This is a genomic window from Rhodopirellula sp. MGV (assembly GCF_002251265.1).
GTDB lineage: Bacteria > Planctomycetota > Planctomycetia > Pirellulales > Pirellulaceae > Stieleria > Stieleria baltica_A.
Genome location: NZ_NPDI01000002.1, coordinates 78,382 through 98,633 on the forward strand (window position 1 = coordinate 78,382; position 20,252 = coordinate 98,633).

The window sequence follows — 20,252 nt, forward strand, 5'->3', positions numbered from 1 at the left end:
TCGTTTCCGCCCCCTGCTCTCTCGCCGCGAGTAATTTCGACTCACGCATGGATGACATTGTTTATTTTGATCGCTACTCGCGTCAGTATCGGACCGAGTTGGTTTATGGCGATCAAGCGTTGCGTTGGACCTATGGGACACGTACAGGTCGACTCGCTCTTGCCACCGTCGTTCGACGTGCGTTCTTTTCGCACTGGTATGGTTGGCGAATGGATCAGCCGCAAACTCGCGAACGCGTCGCTCCGTTCATCATGAAATATGGCTTGGACGCGGATGAATTTGTCAAAGCCCCAGAGCAGTTCGAAAGCTTTAACGACTTCTTCGCACGCAAGCTTCGCCCGGAAGCACGTCCGATCGATTCGGCCTCGGACGGGTTTGTCTTTCCGGCGGACGGGCGGCACTTGTGTGTTCCCGATCTGTCGCAAGCCGGCGGGCTGTTCATCAAAGGTCAGATGTTTGATCTGGCGACGCTGCTGGATGATGATTCGTTGACGGATCGTTATCGTGGCGGCAGTTTGTTGCTCTCGCGGCTTTGTCCGACCGATTACCACCGGTTTCATTTTCCCTGTGCCGGAACAGCTGGCCCCTGTCGTTTGATCAACGGACCGTTGTACTCGGTCAATCCGATCGCGCTGCGAAAGAACATCCAGATCTTGGCGACCAACAAACGCACGATCACCGAGCTGAGAACCGATCACTTTGGAACGGTTCTGCAATTGGAAATTGGAGCAACCTGTGTCGGCAGCATTCGTCAGACCTATGCCGAAAACGCGGCGGTGCAGAAAGGCGACGAGAAGGGCTACTTCCGCTTCGGCGGTTCATCGACGATTACGATCTTCGAGCCGGGACGCGTTCAGTTTGACGAGGACTTGGTTGAGCAGTCCGGCAACCAATGCGAACTGTATGCCAAGATGGGCGACCACGCGGGTTCCCTAAGCTAGCTGCCACTTAGCTGCTCGCTTGAAGACGCCAAAAGTGAGCCGCGAGCCAAAACGCGAACAACGCGACGGGAGTCTCGACATCCTGGTCGTGTAGCGTGATCGTCGCGCGTCGTGTGAATGCGTGGTCAGGAGCGATCGTTGTCGCGCATTCGCCGGATTCGCGTTCAAGCATAAAAGTCCGTTTGAACGCTGATGAGGGTTTGAATCGATAGCGATGGTCCGGCGATTCAATGGTTAGCACCCATCGCCACATCGATTCACGTTCTGCATTGACCAGTTCGAGTTTGTGATCGAACAGCGTCCAGTGCCCGCTGAACATCCCACGCTTTTGAACGGTTAATTCGTAGCCGTCAATCGTGATTGATCCGCCTTCGCAAAAGACCTTCGACTGAGTTTCCGCAGCAACCTGTGGTCCGGAAATCCGGTAGTCCCACGAGCAGATTCCTTTCGGCAGGCATCGCAGTTGGGTCATGTCAGGTTTCGTCCGAGATTGCGAAGAAAAGTTCTCTCAAAACAAGGCAGCGTTTCTTCGGTTTGTGGGCGCTCGAATATCTGTTTGGTTGGCGGTGTCACGTCTTGTTGGGGGACTTGCCGTCAGATTGTGATCGTTTACCCAAATCTCAGGTTACCGGAGTAGCCAAACGGGCGGGTTACGCGTTTAAAGGCGTATACTTTGATTCTTCTGCACTCGATCGCGAGCACACCCGAGACCATGAAATTCGATGGCGAAAAACGCAACGCGTTGATCACCGCCTACCGTGTTGGTTTGTATGAGGATTCATTGCCATTTTGGATCAAGCATTCTGTTGATCTGGAATTCGGCGGGTTTATGACAGCCTTAGATCGGGACGGGACCGTCATCGATACGGATAAATCGGTCTGGCAACAAGGACGTTTTACGTGGTTGCTAGGTGAGCTCTATAACAACGTTCATCCCCACGAACGTTGGTTACAGCTAGCCATCCATGGTGCGACGTTTTTGGAAAAGCATTGCTTCGATCGTTCTGACGGTCGGATGTGGTTTCATGTCACTCGCGAGGGGCGGCCGATTCGTAAGCGTCGCTATGCCTATTCGGAAGCGTTCGCGGCGATGGCATTTGCCGAATTGGCAAAGGCAACTGGTGACGACCGTTGGTCAAGCAAAGCGATCGAGTGTTTCGAACGTTTCGTTCGTCATCGGATTCGTCCATCAAAAGGCGACCCGAAATACACGAAGATTCGACCAATGAAGAGTTTGGCATTTCCGATGATTGCGATCTCGAGCGCTCGGGAATTGATCTCTTCGATCGGGTACAGCGAAGGTCCTGTTTGGATTTCTCGTTATGTCGATGAAATCTGCAATCACTTTCTGAAAGCCGAAATCCGTTGTGTGATGGAAACGGTGGGCAAAAACGGCGACATTGTCGATCACTTCGAAGGCCGTTCGTTAAACCCGGGGCATGCGATCGAAACGGCTTGGTTCCTGATGCGTGAAGGCGACCTGCAAGGAGATCGCCAGTTGATCGAAACGGGGTGCCGGATGCTCGATTGGATGTGGCAACGCGGTTGGGATCCGATCCACGGCGGGATTTTTTGCGTCGTCGATGTCAACGGTTTGCCAGTTCAAGAATACTGGCACGACATGAAATTCTGGTGGCCGCAATGCGAAGCCATCGTGGCGACACTGATGGCTTATCGCTTAACCGGAGACTCAAAATACGCGGCGTGGCACCAGCAAGTGCACGACTGGTTTCACAAGCATTTTCCCGATCCAGAATGCGGCGAGTGCTACGGATACCTAAGACGTGACGGCAGCGTCAGTTCACGAATCAAGGGCAACATGTGGAAAGGGCCCTACCACATTCCACGGATGCAATTGATGTGTTTGCAAATGCTGCAAAATGGTCACGAGAACTCTAAGCGAGATTCTGGTTGATCGCGACACGGTACGCTTCGGCGATTTCGGTTGGGCCGGTAATCGTCACGTTGAGGTCTTTCAGCAAGCCGTCGCCGATGCCGTAGATCCAGCCGTGAACGGCTAAGTCTTGGCGGCTTTCCCAGGCCTCTTGGACCACGGTTGAGTGGCAGACGTTGTAGGCTTGTTCGACGACGTTCAGCTCACAAAGGCGATCGATCATTTCGCCTTCGTTTTCGATCGCTCGCAAGACCGAGTCGTGCTTTTGGCGAACGTCGCGGATGTGGCGGAGCCAGTTGTCGATCAGACCTAAGTGGTGATTTTGACTGGCCGCCTTGACGCCGCCGCAGCTGTAGTGGCCACACACGATGATGTGTTTAACCTTCAGCACGTTGACGGCGAATTCGATCACGCTTTGGCAATTGAAATCACTGTGGACAACCACGTTGGCAATGTTGCGGTGGACGAACACGTCGCCGGGCAACAGACCTAGGATTTGGTTGGCGGGGACTCGGCTGTCAGCACATCCGATCCACAGAAATTCGGGGCTCTGGCCTTTGGAAAGCTTGTCGAAAAAGTCGGGGTCGCTTTCGTTAACGCTTTGGACCCACTTGCGATTGTTTTCAATGAGCTGGGGCAGTAGTCGCATCGATAAATCTTGTCTGCAGTGTCAGTTAAAGGAATGCGTCGTGACAACTGCGGCAATGTACTCGAAAGCGTGCGAATTCGTCAGTCGGGCTGTGGCAACCGACGAATGGGGGGGCGAATGCGGGGCTACCGCGATTCCAACTGTGACGTCAATCGCTCAGTCCGGCGGCCTTTCGATTCCGGATCGTATTCCGATTCAAGCACCAAACTGAGAAACGCGATGCACATTTCGTCCGTCGTTTTTTCGCCCCAGCCGATCGGCTTTGGCGGATGGTTTGGGTTGTTGGGGTTCGCGTCGGAATTGTCAAATGTCGCTTCGACGCTGACCAGCGTCCCGGCGGGCAGGTAGTGCAGGTCTTTGTAGCGATAGATGGTTTGCCAGTTGAAATCCCAGTCATTGATTTTGATCAGCGGAAGCGTTTGTCCGTCCGGCAGCGTTGCGGTGACGGACATCGTTTCGCCGATCAAGTGCATGTGCGGCATGATCGAGTAGAGGTAGGAATCCTGGTGGATGCGGCACTGCGCCTTGACCGGATAGCTTGTTTCGCCGGGTGGGATGACAAAGCGGTGGTTGATCGCCACTTCCATCCGCGTCGGGACCGGACGCTCGGCTTTGGAAAAGTACAGCCCGAATTTGGTCTGGTCCTGTTCTTCGAAACCGGTGCGGTAATAGTGGACTTGGACCACGATATCGCATTTCTTGGGCAACCATTGTCCGCTGCCTTTTGGCGTGAGCGTGGGTTGCATGCCGGGGGCCCAGCCGCCGAGGACGGAGGTCGGGTCGAAGCCGACGTCGCCGAATCGCGTGTAGCCCGGTCCGGGATCGGCAGCGTCCAATTCTCTCGCACGACCGCTGGTGTCGACATACACGATCACGTGGTGAACGGTGTTGCGGTTTCCGGGCTGCACATCGATCGCTTCGACAAAGCGATCGACATCGGCTTCATAGGGAATGATGAAGTGCCGGTAATCGTCTTCGCCTTCCGGAGCGATCGTATAGGGTTCGGGCATCTCGACGACCAAGTCCGGCGTGCCGTGTTCCCAGACGTCCGCATACCGCGGCGTGGGCGGCAGGTCGTGCTCATCGCCGAGTGTGGTTCCCTCGTTGGCCCAGCGTCCGATCAATGCGATTTCTTCGTCACTCAGGCTCAGGTCGTTGCTGAAGTGCCCGATCCCTCGGGCGGCTTTCCATGGCGGCATCACGCGAGCTTTGGTGTAGGCGGCGATCTCCGTTTTCCAGCGGACCGCGTCGTCATACGATTCCAATGCGAACGGTGCGATCTGGCCTTCGCGGTGGCAACCTTGGCAATTGTCCTGTAACAACCGTGCGATGTGCCCAGCGTAGGTGACTTGGTCGTCTTCGGTGACTGACTCCAGATGGATGCTGCAACCCATCGACGAAGTGCTTGTCGTTGCGACCGGTTCGCCCGCGACGAGTTGCGTGAGAGCGTCGCGCAGGTGTTTTGTTTGGACGCGATTCTCATAGCGGTTGTCGTCGATCGCGCCGCGGTATCGGATCACCGCGTTCGCATCGACAACAAACGCTTGCGGCGTCATCGTTGCGCCGAATCGCTTGGCCAGGTATCCGTTGACATCGCGAATCGATTGGAACGGAAACTGAGCTTTCTGGGCATAGTCGGCGATGCCTTCGTCGGTTTCGTCGCTGTTAGAAAACACCGCGAACAGATGCACGCCTTTGTCGGCAAAGTCATCTTGCAAGCGACGCAGCCGCATCGTGTAGCGTTTGGCAAGTGGACACACGGTCGACGTGAACACGAACACCGCCGGGCCGTCTTTGGTCGCTTCCTTCAGGTAGGTTGCTTCGCCGTCAAGGTTGTTCCAGGCGAGCCCCATTAGCGTCTGCCCGACTTCGCCCTGCGAATGATCGGCGAGCAGATTGTGTCCCGGTTCGACAGCAGGCTCATCTGCGTGAACTTGAGCGAGCGTTGTGGCAAAGCAAGCGAATGCCAGAAGGTGTCGAAGACTCATCGAATGGATTCCGTAAAAAACGGGCGATGGAAACCGGTCGGGGGGATGCGTCAGCTTATCAAGTCCTGGGTGAAAGCGGACCGCTGGCACCCCAACGGACGTTTCTTGGCGACGGATTTATTCAATTTCTTGGACGGTTTCGGGCTCAGACTGCTAAACGTTTGTCGCCAGAACAATCAAGACGTCGCCAGCCGGGATTCGGCGGCCTGCTGACGCGCCCTCGAGCATTCGATTTTGTGCCCTACAATACAGGGATGTTCCCGACGCAGGCGTCCATAGTTCTGCTTGTCGCGTCCTGCTTGTTGTGAATCCGACGTCTCTGACGAAATACGATACATATGATCCGGCGATCCATCCTTTCCACCGTCTCGATCGGTCTGCTTTCCCTGGCAGGCTGTGACAAGATCCCGTACCTGAATTCAGGTTCGACGAATGTGACAGGTAACACCACGGCCGTCGAATTGGCCAGCGTTTCGGCCGCCGAAACGCCTGGTGATCTTCAACAGGATCGTGACCAAAACACCAAGCAGCGAATTGGTCGCTTGTTGGAGAACGTGCTGCCAACCCTGGAAGAAGCACGCACGCTGGTCGATCAACATGCGGAACTGCCAGACAGCTCGGCGATCCCATTTCGCACCGATAAGCAGTCTAACTCTGCGGCAATCAATGAGTTGCTCGATGAAGCGATCGTCGCGCTCAGTATTTCCGAAGTCAGCGATTACCGACAACAGATCCGCGAAGCCAACGACGCGATCGTTAACTCGCAGGAAAAAATTGCCGACTATCGACGCCAACGCTTGAGTGCGTCCTGGGCAAAGGACCAGTCGCAAATCGAAAAGGTCAACCCGTTCGAACTGTCCAAAGAAGCGATTGACGAACAGATCAAAACCGAACAACAGTCGATCGAAAACCAGCAAGAACATCTCAAGCAATTGAAGGTGACGTTTGCTGGCGAGCTTTCCAAAATCGGCGTCGAAGTCGATGAAGCGGGCGTGGAGTCTTTGTTGTCTTCCGTTTCCGGGGACGACATCGTTTCGATGGCTGTCGTTTTTGACAACATCAAACAGCTGACCACCCAGCTGCAAGAACTGACCGAGCAAAGCGGCGAAGCGTTGGAAACGTCGAAGCGATATTACGGCATGTACGTCGTATTGGTCCACGTGATGGACCGAATTCAAAAGACGTTCATTCGTGACATCAACGCAGACTACATCCCGAAGCTCGAAGGTTTTTCCGTTCAGGCCGGAAAGAACATCAAGCAAGCCCAGACGCTGATCAAGGCTGATGGCGGCGATGCGGAAACACTCAAAGGCAATATCGAATCCAATGAACTGACACGCCGCACCGCGAAGCTTTACATCGAGTTCCTGAAACAGAATGCCGAGCAGATCGCGGTCGAAAACAAGCGTGCACAGAAAAACCTTGCCACCGCAATGAACACTTACGACACCGTGAAGCTGTCCAGCGATGTTGCAAAGTTGATGAGCACCGGCCGCCGCGATTTCGAAGCGTTGATGAAACTAAAGGTGCCCAGCTTGCGTGAGTTCAACAACGATGAAATTCGCAAGGAATTCCAGCGGATGACAACCGAGCTTCGCATGCAGTAGCGATCACGCGTCGGATTTGATCAACAGCTCGACTGGGCAGTGATCCGATCCCAGGATGTCGGCGCGGATTCCGGCTGATTCGATTTGGTCCATGAAGCGTTTGGCGACCCAAAAGTAATCCAAACGCCACCCAATGTTCCGTTCACGGGCATTCATCCGATAAGTCCACCAGGTGTACTTCTCGGGCGAGTCGTCGAAGTGGCGGAACGAGTCGACGAAGCCGGCGCTGCAGACGTTGTCCAATCCGGCTCGCTCTTCATCGCTGAATCCGGCATTCTTGCGATTGGCCTTGGGGTTCGCCAAGTCGATCTCTCGGTGGGCACAGTTCACGTCCCCGCAAAAGATCACCGGTTTGCGGCGATTGAGTTTCTTGACATAGTCCAAAAACGCGACGTCCCAGAGCTGGCGATAATCAAGTCTCGCAAGACCTCGCTGGGCGTTCGGCGTGTAGACGTTGACGAGGTGAAACTTGTCATAGGTCGCCGTCAACACGCGGCCTTCGGAGTCATGGTCGCTGTGACCGATCCCCAAGTGGACTTTGGTGGGTTTTTGTTTGGACCAGATCGACGTGCCGCTGTAGCCTTTCTTTTCGGCGGAGTTCCAGTACAGGTGGTAACCCAGTTCGGTCGCCCATTCGGTGTTGACCTGATCCGCTGACGCTTTCGTTTCCTGCAAGCACAACACATCCGGTTGTTCGGTCTCGACGTAGGCTCGGAAGCCCTTGTCCATTGCCGCGCGAATTCCGTTGACGTTCCAGGATGAAAGTTTCATAGGTGGTTTGATAAGCGATAGGAGTTTGGGTGTCGCGTTCGATTCGGTGAGCTTGGCGGTCTCTGGAATGCCTTGCGGTTAATCGCGACGCATGCGGACATCGTACCAACCGCGTGAATCGCACTCGATTGCGACAGGCAATCGGAACAGCGACGAAATTCGCTCGTCGGTAAACGCGTCTTGTTTCAGCCCATCGAACGCGATCGTGCCTTGGTCAAGCAAAACCGCATGCCGCATCGCCGGCGGAACCTCATCAAGGTGATGCGTCACCAGGACAAGCGTGATCTCTTGCTGGCCAGTCATTGAGTCGATGATTTCAAGGAACTTTGCCTTGGCGGTCATGTCCAGTCCGCCGGTCGGTTCGTCGAGCACAAAGATCGCGGGACGATGGACGATTGCTCGCGCGATCATCGTCCGGCGGCGTTCGCCAGTGGAAAGTCGTTCGACGGGTTTGTCGCGGAAGCTCTGCATGCCAACCGTTTCGATCGCATGGTCGACGGCCTCGCGAACTTCGGATGTGATCGCCGGCCCGAACTCTTTCAAACGTGTCGCGGTGAAGCCACTGGCGACTGCTTCGGCGACTGTCATGCGGCCGGTTCGTCCGCGTGAAAATTCTGCATCGAGTGCAGGAGAAACGATACCCATCGAACGGCGCAGCTCGTGAACCTGCCAGCTGCGCTGCCCGAGGATTTGGACGTCACCTTGATGGCCTTCGGAGTCGATCGACGGATAAAAATCGCGTGTCAGCAATTTCAGCAGCGACGATTTACCCGAGCCGTTTGGCCCCAAGATCGCCGTGTGGCGAGCCCGCGGGATGGTCGTCGAGACCTGATTCAGAATGATGGTTTGTTCGCGACGTACGGTCACGTCGCGAAGCATGATCAATGGGGACACGGCAAACACAACGCAAGTTGGTGTCGAAACGGGGAACGCTCGACAGGTTAGCTTGTCGGTGCCGAGGTTTTCAATCCGATGCGACCGAGCAAAATTCCCAGGGCGAGCACGATCGCAATGACCAACAGCACGATCGATCCGCCGATCACATATTTGAAACTCGCGCGGTTCTGGAACAGTTGATTCCATGTCAACCGTTGGTCGGCGTCGATACCTTGCAAGCTGGCCATCGTGACCGCTTCACCGTCATCGGGGCCAGGGCCGGTTGGCGTTACGGTGCTGGCAAACAGTTTGCCGTTGTCTTGGTGACATTCGACGCATCCGTTTGCACCCAGTGCCCATCCCGCAGGACGAACGTTGTGCGCGATCGGCCACTGCACCATGTCGATCGCTTCGGTGTCTTTGACCTCGATCGTTTTAACAGTGTCTTCTTCGTCGCCGGCGGCGTACACGAATCCGGCCGAAACATAGACCGCTTGTCCGGCCCCCGTTTCCTTCTCGATCGCTTTTAATGCCGCGTATACCTTTTCGTCAAACTCGGCCTTGCCCGCCTTTTGAACCGCCTCGTTGACCTTGGCGGCTTCTTCGTCGGTGTATTCCTCGGGATCGGTTTTGTAGCGATCTTCACCCAGCAGCTCTTTCAGGTCCGAACTCTTGAGCTTTGGCTCGAGGATCTCTTCGATGAAGTCGTTACGGACACGCAACGATCGTCGAGTGATGTCGTAGACCTGTTCTGGCGCGAGCGGTTGCAATTTGTCGTCGACAACCGTCGCCCAATACGCCGGCCAAACGACGCGATGTGGGTACACTTTTCCGTCGTGACCTTTCGAGAACACGGGGCCTTGGATGCGAGGCAGTTCGGCGCCGCTACGGTGAGCTTTTTCGCCAAGCGAATGTGCTAGCGAAGTCATCATGCCAAGTGCTTCGTCGCGTGGAATCGGACCGGCGTGGCATGCGGTGCACGACAGTTTTTCGAAGTGCAGTGCGGGCAGTCCCGCGTGGCCTGGCATTGGCGATCCCAAGCGTCCGGGCAGTTGATCAAGCGAGGCAAACTCACCGCTGTTGCTGTGCGAATGGCCTTCTTCCGCATCGGTTTCTGTTTGGGCGGGGCCGTAATGATTGGCGAACTCGGTACCCAGGTGACAGCCCGCACAGGAAAGCGAGGTCATCGATTGGCCGCTGGGGTGAACTTCGCCAGCGAAGCCGCGGACGGTGTGGTGATCCAGCCCGTTGCGGTGACAATCGACGCACTTCATTCCCGCACGCAAGTGAACGTCTTGGTCGTGCGTCCAACGTGATTCGATGCCGTGCGAGTCCAACGTGCGTTGGCTGTGACACTGGTAGCACGAGTTATTATCTGGTGCGCGGACTAGGTCCATAAACACCGTGCCGTCGGCAGCGAACTTGCGTCCGTCATAGGTGACCTTGGGCATCTTTTTCTGGATCGCTTCGTCGGTCGGATCGGAGCCGTCTTTCAAACGCGAGACATCCCCGTCGACTTCACCGATGTGCAAAGCAGCGGTTGCCGCCCATGCAAAGTTTTCTTTCGCGATGTGCTCGCGACGAAGGTTAAAGTCGTACGAGCTGGCGACACCGTGGCAAGCCATGCAGTCGATTTCTAACGAACCGGTCAACGGCCAACGCGATGTCTTTTCTTCGCCCTTCGCTTCCGCGTCTGCTTCGCCTTCGTTGCTGTCTTCGGCTGATTCTTCTTCGGTCGCTTCAGGAGCCATTCCCATTGGGCCGCCCGGCAAGCGTCCGCCGAACTGTTTTGTCATCGCCCAGTTGTCGATGCCGAGGTCGCCTGGGTCAAAGGTTTGCTTGCCACCGCGATAGGAGAGCGGTAGTTGCGTTCCGGTGCGAGGATCGGTCCAAATCCAAGGCTCGCCTTCGCGTCCCGTACTGGATTTTTTACCTGCTTCTTGCATGAACGCGTTGAAGTGCCAGCCGTGCGAAATCGCGTTGTAGTCGTGGCAGCGCCCGCAGGTTTTGACGCTGGAATAGGGCGTGGTCGATTCGGGATCGATCCGTTGGTCCGCCGCGTCGTACAGGTGGATGTGGTGCAGGAACCGTGCGTTACCGTCGCTGTGGGCGTAGTTCGACCCACCAGCACCATTGGCCGGCGACGTCAGTAGGCTTCCCGTGACCAGGAGAGCCAAAAAGAGGGCGGCAATGAGGCGGCGTTTGATCGTCATATTTGGTTCAAAAATGGAAAGATCGGCATTCAGCCACGTCGGCAGCCTGTCGGGCCGTGCGTTTGCGGCGTGTTGGCGTGTCGCGTCGGTTTGGGGGAGTCGGTTGAGACTGGATAGGCTCAAACTGTCCCCCATTCACGCACGCCAAGTTCGGGAACATAATTACGAACGTGCCGGTGCAACACCCTGGCTGGCTCGATAGCCTAGCAATTGATCGGCAATTCTCCACCGAAAATGTATTCACCCCAGGAAGCAAAATGACTCAGACAGGTGTCATTACTTTTAAAGGAAACCCGATGACTTTGGCCGGTGAGGCTCTGGAAGTCGGCTCCCCGGCACCCGACTTTGCGTTGCACTATGCCGAAGGCGGCATCCAAACGCTGACGCTTGCTGACCTGAAGGGGAAACCTTCCATCGTTAGCATCGTGCCAAGTCTGGATACTCCGACATGCGCCGTTCAAACTAAAAAGTTCAATGAAGAACTCGCGGCACTCGGCGACAAGATCAACGCTGTTACCGTCAGCCGCGACCTGCCCTTTGCACAAGCCCGATTCTGTGGCGCAGAGGACATCAAAATGCGAACCGCCAGCGACTATCAGACGCATGCGTTCGGTACCGATTGGGGCGTGCAAATCGAAGAATTGAAGCTTTTGACCCGCGCTGTGTTCGTCCTGAACGCCGACGGCGAAGTCGCTCACAAGGAAATCGTCAGCGAAGTCACCCAGGAACCCGACTACGCAACCGCGATGGCTGCACTGCGTATGCTCCTGTAATCACATCGGAATCATGTCGAACGAAATCTCTCAAACGAACGAATCGCTGCCCATCACTGTCGCGGCCTTTTACCGCTTTGTCGCCGTTGCCGATTTTGAATCCTATCGCCCCGGATTCGAACAGGTCTTGGACCAGCACGGCGTCAAAGGATCGGTGCTACTGGCCAGCGAGGGGATCAACGGCACCATCGCGGGACCTCGCGAAGGGATCGATGCTTTCTTCGATCACGTTCGTTCGTTCGAGCAGTTCAAGGAAGTCGACATCAAGTATTCCTACTGTGAAACGCAGCCCTTCCGCCGCCGACGCGTGCGGCTGAAAAAAGAAATCGTCACCATGGGTGTCGAAGGTATCGATCCCAACCACACGGTCGGGACCTATGTCGATGCCAAAGATTGGAACAAGCTGATCAGCGATCCGGATGTCGTGGTCATCGACACCCGTAACGATTACGAGGTCTCGATCGGAACGTTCGAGCGGGCCCAGAACCCGAATACCGAGTCGTTCCGCGAATTTCCCGAGTACGTCGATCAAAACCTCGACCCGTCGAAGCAAAAGAAAGTCGCGATGTTTTGCACCGGCGGCATTCGCTGCGAAAAGTCGACCGCGCTGCTGAAACAAAAAGGCTTCGAAGAGGTCTATCACCTCAAAGGCGGAATCCTCAAGTACTTGGAAACCGTTCCCGAAGAAGAGTCACTGTGGCAAGGCGATTGCTTCGTGTTCGACAACCGCGTTTCGGTCGGCCACGGTCTCGCCGAAGGCAAGCATGTGATGTGTTTCGCGTGTGGTTGGCCGGTCAGCGCCGAAGATCAGCAACACGACGACTACATCGCCGGAGTGCAGTGCCCCAACTGCGCGAATCTAATCTCCGAAGAACGCAAACGTCGCTTTGCCGAACGCCAAGAGATGTGGGACCGGCAAGGCTACCAACGTTAATGCCGAGTCAATTTTTGATCGGCTTTTCTAGGGCGATTGATGGAATACTCTGCGTCTCGCCGCGTCCTCGGCGATGTGAATCTTCATAGCTTTAATCGATGCACGGGCAATTTGCCGTATGCGTCGTTGTCTTGACTCCGTAGGAGTCTGCGTCTGTAGCTCGGAGTGGCAGCCCCGAGCAGATGCTGTCTTGGCTCCAGAGGAGCCTTCGTTGGTAGCTTGGGGCGGGAGCCCCAAGAGAATGAACACGCAACGATGCATTCGCCCCGGAGGGGCCGGCGGTGCGAATTCCCCATCGCGACATCCATACCCTTCGATCACTGCTTCGCACGCCCACGATATGGACTTCGGCGTCATCAGAGAGTTTGTCGGTGCAGAGGACTGAGTCGAACGTCGCGACAGAAGCATCCCCGGTCGAATTCTTGCGGCCTTGTTTTTGCTTCTCGCAGTTCCGCGACTGCTGTTTTTCATTTTTCCCTCCCCGCCTCTTCCGTGCTGACTGGCTTGAGGTAAAACGCCGGCGATGGGACCTGCGCGCCACGAGTGATCGGTTGTGACAAGGCACGCATGAATCATGAGAGATACGAGAGCGAACACAACGGAGCCGGATATGGACGAAACAAACTCACCCGAAGGGACATTGTCCGCATCGCTGAGCCCGATGGATCACACCCTATTGATTGGCGGTAGTAACCGTTGCCGCCAAACTAATCAATCGGAAAGGCAAATCGCCCCTTTGGTTGCGGCAGAAGTTGCCCTGGTTCAACAGTCAAGTGCTGCGTCCGCCGCTGAACGCCCCATTCAAGAGTGCTGACACCGTTTCATTTCTTATTCATTTGCCAGTTTCATCTTCATCATGGCTTTCTTGACACTTCGATCGTCAGGATCAAACCTCCTCTGATATGCAATTTCATCAATCGCATAGATTGTGTTCGCGGAGTTCCAGTCAATTGTCGCCCCGCCAATGCTTTCGCCATTCTCAAAGAAATGAAGCAGCGTCACTGGGATGTGCCTGCATCGTTCTTTCAGCAGGGTCTTAGGTGCCGTCAGTACGACACTCGACCAAAGGACAGGGCCTTCGGCGAGTTCTTCTGAATGAATGATGCGAAAGTATTGGAAAGGGCCAACTCGCAAATCCCAGTCGGCATCTCTGGACACCAAATCGAATGCGCAATTCCGAACTATGCCTATTCTTTGACACAATTCTTGAAGGAAAATTATTCGTTCGTCCACTCTAGCTCCGGGTTGTATGGCAATACCGCCCGCCATTGCCGGCGCGAACGACGGAGGCGTGGTCGATCGTAGGGGAAGTTGGTTTTCGGCTGGATGGGTTAAGCGCGACCATTTCACCTGTTTAGCCGATGCTGGGTTCTCAAGCTTTCTATCGAGGTCTCAGGCGTCGTCTAAGTCCAACAAGGTCCAGTACCAATTCTAGTCAAAGGCTGCTAGTACAGCAGCTCGCACCGCAAAACACGCGCTTTTTGTATCTATCGCCGATGCTGTACGTGGGCTACAACTCGCTATCACCGACGGACAGCCTAGGGATCACCATTGCAAGAATAGCTCATTCCCTGGGCGCCGAGCCAAGTGGTGTTGGGTCCGCGCCCGTTCTCTTCTTGCCATGCGAGCATCGTGTTTTTAGCAGACTGATGTTCAATTTGGCTCAGCGAGTGCGAACCGATCCAACAATTCAAGCTTTCCGTTCGGTGTTGAGGCCGCTACATCGCAATCGTGAGCGATCGGCTACCGACAATTTGACTTGCCCTTGTCGTGTTTTGTGGGCGGCATCATCTGGCCTGTCCTGCATTCACCAAAGATGCGCGGTCGTCAAGAGTGGCGGGCATCCAGCCTGATGACTTCGTGTCATCGCTTTGGTTGCCGCGCGTCCCATCCACTTCATAGGTGGCGTCAACCTGAAGCGGACGCTGCAACGGAACCCAAACAGAAGCATTCCGACTTGGATTTTTCGCATTCCCTTGAGGTAGTGGCAGTTCAAAAAGTTCGCCATTTGCATCCGTGAACTTCAAGCACCCAACCGCTTCGTCGTAGATTGGCACTATCTGCCCATCCGCAATGATCTTGCCTAGCTCAGTGTTATCAATTTTTGCGAGTTGCTTGTTCAGCTCACCCATTAATTTCTGATCCTCTAAAACAATTCGCACGGCGAAGTCGCGAGAGTGTTCATCAACACCAGCGGTAAGCACAAGACGCCTTCTTGCCAAATCAAAGTGCCAGAACTTTGCTCGCAATTTCGTTTTAACGACCAAGTCAACCTTGTCTCGATCGCAAAGCCATGCCGACGAAAACTTTGTCAAATAGACAACAGATCCGTCCTCGAGGTCGAACGACTCAACATCTCCGAATACCGTTTGGTTGCTGTTAATCCTCGCATTCGTTCCTGCAACGAATAGCGTTGCATCTCCAGCTTTCTGAGCAAGGGAAGAAGGCTGCGCACAAACAAATCTCTTACCTTCCTTCCGTTCATATCGAACTGGAACTACTGGTGACCGCTCATCACTATGGCCAATTTCAACAAGCCCAGTTAGTAAAAACGCACAAATGCAAACATTTTTCAGCACTGCCTTACCTCCCGCAGTTTCGAATGAAGTCATTGCCAAGGATACCTGCATCCGGACGTCCGAGCGGGGCAATCCCCTGGTGTGTTCATGTGATCTCCAACGCAATTGCGCATTATCTCATGTGCAATTGTGCGGGCAAGATCACGCCTCAAGCCAGCATTGCGACACCAAACAACAATGTCTGTCGAACGTCGAGGCCATGCACCGCTGCTTCCTGGCGAGCTGACGCATAAGATGATCTTGCTTTCTGAAAGAACGGGATCAGGGAAAACCGTGTAGTCCTTCTGCCTTGGTTTACAGTCTTTCTTTTTACGGACTTCGTCTTTTCCTTTGACGTACGAGCGTCGTTCCACGGCTCGATACGCATCTTTGTTGCATGGGGTGTCCGTTCGGCACTCGAACGAAATTTTATCAATCGTATTTAAAAGACACTGATCCACGTTCTTCCGGCATTCGAGTTCGCGTTCGCTTGGTCGGTGAGGTACGAAACAGCTTCCACCTGCTGCGACTCGCTGTTGAACCAGCTGTTTAACTCGATTCTTTATATCGGTGATGCATGCATTCTCCCCTGCTGTGCACCCGCTCTCATTGCCCGTTCCTTCATCGAGAACTTGCACCGCCTGCAAACCGTCAAAGTCAACCATAATGAGTGGCCTATTGCCAACAAAACGATACAAAGAATCGTCAGCTTCATACCCGATTGGATCTCTGGAGCAGAACCGCCCGCACATCGGATCGTACATCCGGGCTCGATAGTGATAGAGCGACAATTCAGAGTCCCACCCACGCCCGGTATAGGTGTAGCGGTTGCCCTCGGCCGTTGCCGTACGTGCCGTCCCACTCCCGTCGAACACCGACAATCCGCCATAGGCATCATAGGCGTACCGCTCAACGATCCCACCAGACGAATCAGTCAGCGCATTGACGCTGTGCTGTTGGTTGCGATGGTAGTACCGCCCACCATTGGTTGCGCGAACGACGGGGGCGTCGCTGCCTGTTCGGCGAATTGGTTTTCGGTTGGATGAATTGAGCGCGACCATTACACCAGTTTAGCCGATGCTGGATTTTCGAGCTTTCTATCGAGTTCTCAAATTTCGTCTATGACCAACAAGGTCCAGTGCCAATCCTGGTTGAAAGCTGCTGTCGCAGCGGTTCGCACGGCAAAACACGCTGTTTTCATAAATTTCGCCGGTGCTATACCTGGGCTACACCTCGCTATCACCGACACAGACAGCCTGGCGATCACCTTTGCAAGAATAGCTCATTTCCCTCGACGCCGAGCCAAGTGATATTGCGTCCGCGCCTGTTTATCTTCTTGCACGGCAGGTACCGAGATTGTAGCAGACTGTTGCCCAAATCGACTTAGCGAGGGTGATCTGATCCAGCAGTGCAAGCATCCCGTCCGGTATTGAGGTGGCAATACCGCTATCGCGACCGATCGGCTACCGACGAGCTAACTTGACTCCGTCGTGTTTTGTGGGTGGCATCATCCGCAAATTAGCCGGAATCCTCTTTTAAGAGTCCTGACACCTTTTTCCTTTTCCATCGCTGTTCGCGTCACGACGCATCAAGTTTTTGAGTGGCACCAATTGGCCATTCGTTTGTTGAAGCGTCGCTTCACTCCGATTCACCCGGTCCTTTCTCCGAAACTCCCGCCGTCCTGTTTGATTTCTCCCGAACGAACGTAAATGTCGCTTCCGAAAAGGAATTTGCGGAAAGACTCCTGTTCAAAGCCTTTTCAACATCACTGTTTTCGCCTGCCAACAACACCCTACCCGCCGACAATGAAACGGTCATAACGTTGTCACCGTGCAAATCATCGACTGCCCGTTTGTTACTGGCAGCAATCTTAAGCTCCTCGCCCTCTGCTGAAATCTTTAAAACATGAACAGCGGGCAGGTGAGTGTACCGTAAATGAAATGCATCCGAGGTAGAAGATGCAATTTGTGCAACACCAATAGTCGTTCTTTCCAACCTGTAGAAAGACACCCAAAAATCCAATGACCATGCGATACTTTCAAGCCGAATCGAAACAAGATTGTCTGGCCCTGGGGTAACAAGAAGCTTAACAGACCCTAAACCGTCAGGACTCTGCACGTTTTTCTCCCATCGCCCAAAAATCTCATCGGGCGGTTTCGCTCTCGCCGATTCGAAGGGATCCACTGTCAATACCAGAATGGCTTGATCTTCTGCTTTCGCGGTCGTGCACCAACTCACCGCCGAGCATCCAATGACAAACCAAAGAGTCAGTTTAGAAAACATTTATTACCACCGTAACATTTCCAGAAACACCGTAAACAAGCGGAAGTCCGTCGCTAATCGGCACTTTGATCGTGTCAGTGCAATCCGCGCCTACTGGATTCGGCGCAGGTCCAACGATCGACGACAAGTGGAAGTTTGCAGGTTTCGGACTAAATAAGCCTCCGTAAATATATGTTCCGACTCCCTTCCCCCAACTATTCACTGCATCTACAAACCAGAAATCTAGATTTGTCAAAGATGCGTCGACCGTGAGATGATTGCACGGACATGGTTTCTTGTAGCAAGTGACCGAAACGGAAATGTCGAACTTTTGGTCAAACTTACCAAGAGCTACTCCGCCCTTTTTGAGTCCATATGCAGATTTTCCGTAAACGGTAGTCTTCGCTGCAAGCGAACAAGTGGCCACTCCAAAGAACGGTTTTGAGCCTGCGGTATACGGACCAATTGAAGCGGGGTCATCAGGAACCCACTTACCCTTTTTTTTGTAAAAGAGGTTCGCCGAGAACGTAACCTGGCATTTGCACGCAACAAGGCCAGATGGATCGGTACTTGCAAGCGGATCGGAGTCGATGAATTGGTACAAGTTGTGCGCGCTTCCGCGAAACCCAATTGGATCTCTGGAGCAGAACCGCCCGCACATCGGGTCGTACATCCGAGCCCGATAGTGATAGAGCGACAGTTCGTCGTCCCACTCCCTGCCGGTATAGGTGTAGCGGTTGCCCTCGGCCGTCGCCGTACGTGCCGTCCCGCTCCCATCGAACACCGACAGATTGCCATAGGCGTCGTAGGCATAGCGTTCTTTGATCGTACCCGACGAATCCGTCAGCGCGGTGATGCTGTACTGTTGGTTGCGATGGTAGTACCTGTTGCCGCCGCTTCCTGACCGCATGACCGGTTCGTCGATGTAAGACGCCACCGGCGCCGATGTCGACTCGTCGCGAACCATTCGCATGCGAACCTGTGGTAGCGGTCCAAGCGTTACTTCCTTCACCTCGTGACAAGGCAAGCGTCCAGACAGTCAACTCGCGTCCGACTTCGGCGCCGGTGGTCTGTTGCAACAGGCGACGGAATTTGACCGGGAGACATTCGAGCCCGCGCTGGATGCGTTGCTGGGCAAACAGAGTACGTCACGGCGACTAACCTGGATGGCAAACCTGCCCGACCCGATGCTGCATCACGAGCATGCAAAGCTGGCCTGCATGCTGCCCGATTGGGATGCTCGGCGCGGCCGTGTGTTTGTCCGCTACCACGGCCAAGACATGCACTTGGAATTGGCCACCGGGAAATCAGCATTGTTGTCGGGGCATTTCGAATGTGAATTGGTCGTCGATGGGCAGTCGCTCGTTCCTGGTTCGGATTGGGAGCTCACGTGCGAGTACAGCGACGAAGACGTCCACTATCTCGAGTTCGAGCAAGCGTACGAGCTCGGGTTTTCGGTGCAGCGACAAATCGCGTTGCTACGGGAAGACCGTTGCTGCATGTTCGCCGACGCAGTGATTCAGCAAGACTATTTAGGCGAGCCTGACAACGCCAACCGTCAGATCGAATACTTCGCCCGCTTGCCGGTTTGCGATGACGTCCGCTGTGAACCCGATGACGATGTCAATGAAGTGTTCCTGCATCATGACTCGCCACAGGCTTTGCTATTGCCGCTCCAGGCTGATGAATGGCGGACAAGCCGAAGTGCCCAAAAACTGACGGTGACCAACCAAGGCAATTTGTTGCTTTCTGATAGCGCCTCGGGGCAACTCTATTCGCCCCTTTGGATCGATCTCGCAAAGAAGCGGTTCCAGTCGCGGCGCACTTGGCGACAGTTGGCCGTCGGAGAAAATTTGAACACGCTGCCGCGATCAGCCGCCGCGTCCTTTCGGATTCAATGTGGCACGTCACAATGGATCCTGTATCGCTCGCTTCATGAAGGTGGTCCCCGATCCTTCTTCGGCAAGCAGATGATCACCGACTTTTTTGCAGCCCGCTTTCAAGCTCACGATCAAAGCTGGGAACAATTGATCGTTGTCGAAGGAAACGAAGAATCGACATGAATGTCTCCGAACAGATCCTAGTCAACTATCAGAACGTGATCACTGAAATGGGCGAAGCGGTTCGGTCCGCTGGCCGCCCCCAAGACTCGGTCCGCTTGGTCGGCGTTTCTAAGTACGTCGACGCTCCTACTACGCAATGTCTCGTCGATGCGGGTTGCCGTGACCTGGGCGAAAATCGGCCGCAGGTGCTCTGGCAAAAAGCAGAATCCCTTGTCGTGCCACAAGATTTTCAGTGGCACATGATCGGTCACCTGCAAACCAATAAGGTAAGGCGTTTGCTCAAGCATTCGCCGCTCATTCATTCGGTCGATAGCGAGCGTTTGTTGTTGGCAATCGAGGATGAGTCGAAGCTGCAATCCCGTACCACGGATGTCTTGCTGGAAGTCAACATCAGTGGTGATGAAGCAAAGACCGGGCTGCCACCCGATGAGGTCCGACGTCTCGCCACGTTGCAGAAATGGGACGCGATTCGGATTCGCGGGTTGATGGCGATGGCAGGCTGGGGGACCGAAGCTGACGAAGCCGGGAAACAGTTCGCCGAAGTTGCCAAACTGCGTGATGACTTACAAAGCGACTTGGGCTTGGAACTTCCCGAACTGTCGATGGGAATGAGCGGCGATTACCCCGAAGCAATTGCCGCCGGTGCGACCTTGGTTCGCATCGGATCGGCATTGTTCGAAGGCGTGCCGCGTCTGGCAAAACATTGACCGAGCGGCCTTCGAG

The 20,252-nt window shown here is 54.7% G+C and carries 19 protein-coding genes; 8 read left to right on the forward strand and 11 right to left on the reverse strand.

Going from position 1 to position 20,252, the window contains the following annotated elements; all coding sequences use genetic code 11:
• Positions 1 to 47 precede the first annotated feature (47 nt).
• On the forward strand, positions 48 to 941 hold the full coding sequence (gene asd / locus CGZ80_RS01190; protein WP_094410948.1) for an archaetidylserine decarboxylase: 894 nt from the start codon (positions 48 to 50) through the stop codon (positions 939 to 941).
• Positions 942 to 948: 7 nt separating this feature from the next.
• On the opposite strand, the gene CGZ80_RS01195 is transcribed toward asd, so the two are convergent.
• Positions 949 to 1,413 (reverse strand): hypothetical protein, encoded by a 465-nt coding sequence (locus tag CGZ80_RS01195; RefSeq protein WP_094410949.1) that lies wholly within the window; start codon positions 1,411 to 1,413, stop codon positions 949 to 951.
• Between the two features lie 201 nt (positions 1,414 to 1,614).
• Between CGZ80_RS01195 and CGZ80_RS01200 the strand changes: the two genes are divergently transcribed.
• Entirely contained in the window at positions 1,615 to 2,856 is a 1,242-nt protein-coding gene (locus CGZ80_RS01200; protein WP_315851395.1) for an AGE family epimerase/isomerase, read from the forward strand.
• On the opposite strand, the gene can is transcribed toward CGZ80_RS01200, so the two are convergent.
• Positions 2,837 to 3,484 (reverse strand): carbonate dehydratase, encoded by a 648-nt coding sequence (gene can / locus CGZ80_RS01205; RefSeq protein WP_094410951.1) that lies wholly within the window; start codon positions 3,482 to 3,484, stop codon positions 2,837 to 2,839. The two genes, CGZ80_RS01200 and can, sit on opposite strands and share 20 nt — an antisense overlap.
• 125 nt (positions 3,485 to 3,609) lie before the next feature.
• Positions 3,610 to 5,472, reverse strand: a complete 1,863-nt coding sequence (locus CGZ80_RS01210; RefSeq protein WP_094410952.1) for a redoxin domain-containing protein — start codon at positions 5,470 to 5,472, stop codon at positions 3,610 to 3,612.
• A gap of 3 nt (positions 5,473 to 5,475) precedes the next feature.
• Here CGZ80_RS01210 and CGZ80_RS01215 point away from each other — a divergent pair, with 3 nt between their 5' ends.
• Together CGZ80_RS01215 and CGZ80_RS01220 are read left to right on the forward strand one after the other, a co-directional pair.
• Positions 5,476 to 5,685, forward strand: coding sequence for a hypothetical protein (locus CGZ80_RS01215; RefSeq protein ID WP_094410953.1), 210 nt, complete (start codon positions 5,476 to 5,478; stop codon positions 5,683 to 5,685).
• Positions 5,686 to 5,810: 125 nt separating this feature from the next.
• The gene (locus tag CGZ80_RS01220; protein WP_094410954.1) at positions 5,811 to 7,079 is read left to right on the forward strand and encodes a hypothetical protein; all 1,269 of its coding nucleotides are present in this window, start codon (positions 5,811 to 5,813) and stop codon (positions 7,077 to 7,079) included.
• Between the two features lie 3 nt (positions 7,080 to 7,082).
• Here the strand turns inward: CGZ80_RS01220 and CGZ80_RS01225 are convergent, their stop codons facing one another.
• From CGZ80_RS01225 to CGZ80_RS27805, 3 genes are all read right to left on the reverse strand, one after another.
• Positions 7,083 to 7,850: an exodeoxyribonuclease III gene (locus CGZ80_RS01225; RefSeq protein WP_094410955.1), complete on the reverse strand. Its 768-nt coding sequence runs from the start codon at positions 7,848 to 7,850 to the stop codon at positions 7,083 to 7,085.
• A 78-nt stretch (positions 7,851 to 7,928) separates the two neighbouring features.
• The gene (locus CGZ80_RS01230) at positions 7,929 to 8,744 is read right to left on the reverse strand and encodes an ABC transporter ATP-binding protein (RefSeq protein ID WP_158222499.1); all 816 of its coding nucleotides are present in this window, start codon (positions 8,742 to 8,744) and stop codon (positions 7,929 to 7,931) included.
• A 47-nt stretch (positions 8,745 to 8,791) separates the two neighbouring features.
• Positions 8,792 to 10,939, reverse strand: a complete 2,148-nt coding sequence (locus tag CGZ80_RS27805; RefSeq protein ID WP_158222500.1) for a cytochrome c3 family protein — start codon at positions 10,937 to 10,939, stop codon at positions 8,792 to 8,794.
• Between the two features lie 257 nt (positions 10,940 to 11,196).
• On the opposite strand from CGZ80_RS27805, the gene tpx reads away from it, so the two are divergent.
• Both tpx and CGZ80_RS01240 read left to right on the forward strand, forming a co-directional pair.
• Positions 11,197 to 11,712, forward strand: a complete 516-nt coding sequence (gene tpx / locus CGZ80_RS01235) for a thiol peroxidase (RefSeq protein ID WP_094411033.1) — start codon at positions 11,197 to 11,199, stop codon at positions 11,710 to 11,712.
• A gap of 13 nt (positions 11,713 to 11,725) precedes the next feature.
• A complete protein-coding gene (locus CGZ80_RS01240) occupies positions 11,726 to 12,646 on the forward strand; it encodes a rhodanese-related sulfurtransferase (protein WP_094410957.1) in 921 nt (306 codons plus the stop codon).
• Positions 12,647 to 13,474: 828 nt separating this feature from the next.
• On the opposite strand, the gene CGZ80_RS01245 is transcribed toward CGZ80_RS01240, so the two are convergent.
• The 5 genes from CGZ80_RS01245 to CGZ80_RS01270 all read right to left on the reverse strand — a co-directional run bounded on the left by CGZ80_RS01245 (position 13,475) and on the right by CGZ80_RS01270 (position 18,433).
• On the reverse strand, positions 13,475 to 13,804 hold the full coding sequence (locus CGZ80_RS01245; protein WP_143543680.1) for a hypothetical protein: 330 nt from the start codon (positions 13,802 to 13,804) through the stop codon (positions 13,475 to 13,477).
• Positions 13,805 to 14,433: 629 nt separating this feature from the next.
• Positions 14,434 to 15,258 (reverse strand): hypothetical protein, encoded by an 825-nt coding sequence (locus CGZ80_RS01250; RefSeq protein ID WP_143543681.1) that lies wholly within the window; start codon positions 15,256 to 15,258, stop codon positions 14,434 to 14,436.
• Positions 15,255 to 16,265, reverse strand: coding sequence for an RHS repeat domain-containing protein (locus tag CGZ80_RS01255; protein ID WP_094410960.1), 1,011 nt, complete (start codon positions 16,263 to 16,265; stop codon positions 15,255 to 15,257). The genes CGZ80_RS01250 and CGZ80_RS01255 overlap by 4 nt, the downstream gene beginning before the upstream one ends.
• 577 nt (positions 16,266 to 16,842) lie before the next feature.
• Complete coding sequence (locus tag CGZ80_RS01265; RefSeq protein WP_094410962.1) at positions 16,843 to 17,487, reverse strand: hypothetical protein; 645 nt, start codon at positions 17,485 to 17,487, stop codon at positions 16,843 to 16,845.
• The gene (locus CGZ80_RS01270) at positions 17,477 to 18,433 is read right to left on the reverse strand and encodes an RHS repeat domain-containing protein (protein ID WP_158222501.1); all 957 of its coding nucleotides are present in this window, start codon (positions 18,431 to 18,433) and stop codon (positions 17,477 to 17,479) included. Before CGZ80_RS01270 ends, CGZ80_RS01265 begins: the two co-directional genes overlap by 11 nt.
• Positions 18,434 to 18,632: 199 nt before the next feature.
• On the opposite strand from CGZ80_RS01270, the gene CGZ80_RS01275 reads away from it, so the two are divergent.
• Positions 18,633 to 19,529 carry a hypothetical protein gene (locus tag CGZ80_RS01275; RefSeq protein ID WP_143543683.1) on the forward strand — a complete coding sequence of 299 codons (897 nt, stop codon included), beginning with the start codon at positions 18,633 to 18,635 and terminating at the stop codon, positions 19,527 to 19,529.
• Positions 19,526 to 20,236 carry a YggS family pyridoxal phosphate-dependent enzyme gene (locus tag CGZ80_RS01280; RefSeq protein ID WP_094410965.1) on the forward strand — a complete coding sequence of 237 codons (711 nt, stop codon included), beginning with the start codon at positions 19,526 to 19,528 and terminating at the stop codon, positions 20,234 to 20,236. Before CGZ80_RS01275 ends, CGZ80_RS01280 begins: the two co-directional genes overlap by 4 nt.
• The last annotated feature ends 16 nt before the right edge of the window (positions 20,237 to 20,252 follow it).

Bases quoted from the DNA above. Each gene is read 5' to 3' on its own strand.
- CGZ80_RS27805 (WP_158222500.1), bottom strand. From the start codon at position 10,939: ATGACGATCAAACGCCGCCTCATTGCCGCCCTCTTTTTGGCTCTCCTG.
- CGZ80_RS01215 (WP_094410953.1), top strand. From the start codon at position 5,476: ATGGATTCCGTAAAAAACGGGCGATGGAAACCGGTCGGGGGGATGCGT.
- CGZ80_RS01265 (WP_094410962.1), bottom strand. From the start codon at position 17,487: ATGTTTTCTAAACTGACTCTTTGGTTTGTCATTGGATGCTCGGCGGTG.
- CGZ80_RS01240 (WP_094410957.1), top strand. From the start codon at position 11,726: ATGTCGAACGAAATCTCTCAAACGAACGAATCGCTGCCCATCACTGTC.
- CGZ80_RS01275 (WP_143543683.1), top strand. From the start codon at position 18,633: ATGGCAAACCTGCCCGACCCGATGCTGCATCACGAGCATGCAAAGCTG.
- CGZ80_RS01220 (WP_094410954.1), top strand. From the start codon at position 5,811: ATGATCCGGCGATCCATCCTTTCCACCGTCTCGATCGGTCTGCTTTCC.
- CGZ80_RS01270 (WP_158222501.1), bottom strand. From the start codon at position 18,433: ATGGTTCGCGACGAGTCGACATCGGCGCCGGTGGCGTCTTACATCGAC.
- CGZ80_RS01225 (WP_094410955.1), bottom strand. From the start codon at position 7,850: ATGAAACTTTCATCCTGGAACGTCAACGGAATTCGCGCGGCAATGGAC.
- asd (WP_094410948.1), top strand. From the start codon at position 48: ATGGATGACATTGTTTATTTTGATCGCTACTCGCGTCAGTATCGGACC.
- can (WP_094410951.1), bottom strand. From the start codon at position 3,484: ATGCGACTACTGCCCCAGCTCATTGAAAACAATCGCAAGTGGGTCCAA.
- CGZ80_RS01255 (WP_094410960.1), bottom strand. From the start codon at position 16,265: ATGGTCGCGCTCAATTCATCCAACCGAAAACCAATTCGCCGAACAGGC.
- CGZ80_RS01280 (WP_094410965.1), top strand. From the start codon at position 19,526: ATGAATGTCTCCGAACAGATCCTAGTCAACTATCAGAACGTGATCACT.
- CGZ80_RS01250 (WP_143543681.1), bottom strand. From the start codon at position 15,258: ATGACTTCATTCGAAACTGCGGGAGGTAAGGCAGTGCTGAAAAATGTT.
- tpx (WP_094411033.1), top strand. From the start codon at position 11,197: ATGACTCAGACAGGTGTCATTACTTTTAAAGGAAACCCGATGACTTTG.
- CGZ80_RS01195 (WP_094410949.1), bottom strand. From the start codon at position 1,413: ATGACCCAACTGCGATGCCTGCCGAAAGGAATCTGCTCGTGGGACTAC.
- CGZ80_RS01210 (WP_094410952.1), bottom strand. From the start codon at position 5,472: ATGAGTCTTCGACACCTTCTGGCATTCGCTTGCTTTGCCACAACGCTC.